This window comes from Amycolatopsis sp. SID8362 (assembly GCF_010550475.1).
GTDB classification, from domain to species: domain Bacteria; phylum Actinomycetota; class Actinomycetes; order Mycobacteriales; family Pseudonocardiaceae; genus Amycolatopsis; species Amycolatopsis eburnea.
On the sequence record NZ_JAAGNB010000930.1, the window covers coordinates 1 to 2,444 of the forward strand.

General features: G+C 73.7%; 4 protein-coding genes. 2 read left to right on the forward strand and 2 right to left on the reverse strand.

The window, feature by feature from the left end; translation table 11 throughout:
- Positions 1–785 (reverse strand): nicotinate-nucleotide--dimethylbenzimidazole phosphoribosyltransferase (locus G3I65_RS29025; RefSeq protein ID WP_160698922.1); only part of this gene is annotated, 785 nt, incomplete at its 3' end.
- A 74-nt stretch (positions 786–859) separates the two neighbouring features.
- Here G3I65_RS29025 and G3I65_RS29030 point away from each other — a divergent pair.
- Positions 860–1,546 (forward strand): 2-C-methyl-D-erythritol 4-phosphate cytidylyltransferase, encoded by a 687-nt coding sequence (locus G3I65_RS29030; RefSeq protein ID WP_160698919.1) that lies wholly within the window; start codon positions 860–862, stop codon positions 1,544–1,546.
- Here the strand turns inward: G3I65_RS29030 and G3I65_RS29035 are convergent.
- Positions 1,543–1,986 (reverse strand): hypothetical protein, encoded by a 444-nt coding sequence (locus tag G3I65_RS29035; protein WP_160698920.1) that lies wholly within the window; start codon positions 1,984–1,986, stop codon positions 1,543–1,545. The genes G3I65_RS29030 and G3I65_RS29035 overlap by 4 nt on opposite strands.
- Before the next feature lie 137 nt (positions 1,987–2,123).
- Here G3I65_RS29035 and G3I65_RS29040 point away from each other — a divergent pair.
- Positions 2,124–2,444 (forward strand): GntR family transcriptional regulator (locus G3I65_RS29040; protein ID WP_160698921.1); only part of this gene is annotated, 321 nt, incomplete at its 3' end.

A 2,444-nucleotide genomic window follows, 5' to 3' on the forward strand; every position in this document is an offset into this window, starting at 1 on the left:
ACCGGCGTCCGCCGGACCGCGGCCTGGGCCAGGAAGCCCGCCATCGCCGCGATGTCCGCGCCCGCCGTCGTGCGCAGCAGGTCCAGGGGGTTGGCGAGGACCGCGCGGGCCCGGCGCAGGGCGTCGCGGACCGCCGTCGCCTTGCGCATCCAGGCGGTGTCGTCGATGCCGGAGCCACGTCCGACGACGGCGACCGGCTCGCTGCCGGTCAGCGCCGCGACGAGTACCGACGCCGGCGTGCTGTTGCCGATCCCGAGGTCGCCGGGGACGAGCAGGTCCGCGCCGCCGTCGACCTCCGCGTCGGCGATCGCGATCCCGGCGCGGACCGCCGCCTTGACCTCGGCGTCGGTCAGCGCGTCCTCGACGTCGATCGAGCCGGAGCCGCGGCGGACCTTGAACTCGCCGATCGACCGGGTCGCCGGCGCCTCGGTGTCCACGGCCAGGTCGACCACGCGGACGCTCGCGCCCGCGGCGGCGGCCAGCACGTTGATCGCGGCGCCGCCGGTCAGCATCGTGCCGAGCAGCTGCGCGGTCACTTCGGCGGGATAGGCCGAAACCCCCTTCGCGGCGATGCCGTGGTCGCCGGCGAACACGACGACGCGCGGCCGCGTGAACGGCCGCGGCGGCGACTGCCCCTGGCACGCGGCGATCCACACGCCCAGCTCTTCGAGCCTGCCCAGCGAACCGGCCGGCTTGACCAGCTTGCCGTGCAGCGCGATCGCGTCGGACCTTGCGTGGTCGTCGGGCGGGGTGATCTCGGGGAACTCGATGTTTTCCGGCTCCACACCAGGCCCTTTCTCCTCCACGGCAACGCTGGCGCCAACCTACCGGGAAGCCGTCCCCGGTAGTCTCGCGGCTCGTGGAGACGACGGCGGCCGCGGTGGTGCTGGCCAGCGGCGCGGGCACCCGCGTCGGCGCGAAGCTGAACAAGGTCTACCTGCCGCTCGCCGGGCGCCGGGTCGTGGCCTGGTCGCTGGACGCGTTCGCGCGCGTGCCCGGCATCGGCGTGCTGGTGCTGGTGATCCGGCCGCAGGACCGGGAACTGGCGGACGAGGTCCTCGCGGAGTTCGGCGGCGACGTCGAAGTCGTGCACGGCGGGGACACGCGCCAGGCGTCCGAGCTGAACGCGCTGCGCCACCTCGCCCCGAGGATTGCGGGCGGCCGGGTCGACGCCGTGCTGCTGCACGACGCGGCCCGGCCGCTGGTCCACCCACAGCTGGTCGATGCGGTGCTGACCCGGACACGCGAGGACGGGGGGGCTGTGCCGGGCCTGGCCGCGGACGACGTCGTCGGGGTGGATGCCGGGCACCTGGTCGCCCAGGTGCCCGGCGCGATCCGCGTCCAGACGCCTCAAGGCTTCCGGGCCGGACCGCTGCTCGAGGCCTACGAACAGGCCGCGCGCGAAGGCTTCCTGGGTACGGACACTTCCTCGTGCATGGAGCGGTTCTCCTCCCTGCCGATCCGGTGGGTCCCGGGTGCTCCCGAGAACCTCAAGATCACGTATCCCCACGACCTGGTGGTCGCGGAGCGGTTGCTCGCCCGCTAAGCGCAGGCGGGCGGCCCGCCGTCGTCCCCTTCCCTCGTGTGCGTGGGCCGGATGGTGACGTCCTGCCGCAGTGCCGCCGGGACCCCGCAGTCCGGCTGCGGGCGCAGCGCCTGCAGCGGCGCGCCCGGGGTGCCGGGCTCGGCGAGCGTGAGCACCGCCCGCAGCGTCCACACCGGGGTGGCGTGGTACTGCCAGGTGACGACCCGCGGGCTGAACACGTCCGTCCCCGGGAAGGTCGGGACGCGGTACGCGCTGGCCCGGTGCTCGTCGCGGAGGATGATGACGTCCGCGCACGTGGGCCACCGGTGCACCGCCGCGTAGACCTCCGGGGCCTCGCGGCCGCCGAACAGGTGAAGCACCCATTTGCGGCGCCGGAGCTCCTCGAGGAGTTCCTCGAGGCCCTGGCCGCTGGATCCGGTGTGAGGTGTGGGCGGGGACACACTTTCGAGGGTAACTTGCGTACTAGAGCGCAGTCCAGCTCGTGTACTAGTACACCTGGGTGGTTCTGATCAGGGCTTTGTTCCCGACACCCTGGCGTGCTAGAACACTTGTGCGTTAGTCCCCGTGAGGAGCTGCCGTGCCCACCCTCGACCGTCCAGAGCCGCCGTACCTGCAGATCGCGGGCCGGATCCGTGACGACATCCTGTCCGGCCGGCTGCAGGAGGGCGACACCGTGCCGTCCGCCCGCGAAATCGCGCGCACGTGGGCCGTCGCCATGGCGACGGCCACCAAGGTGCTGGCCACCCTGCGGTCGCAGGGCCTGGTACGGCCCGTGCGCGGGGTCGGCACGGTCGTCGACCGGGGCGGCCTGCACCGCACGGCCCGCGACCGCTCCGCCGCTTCGGCGCGCACCGGGCGGATCTACCCGCCCGGTCACTACGCGGTGATCCGCGCGGCC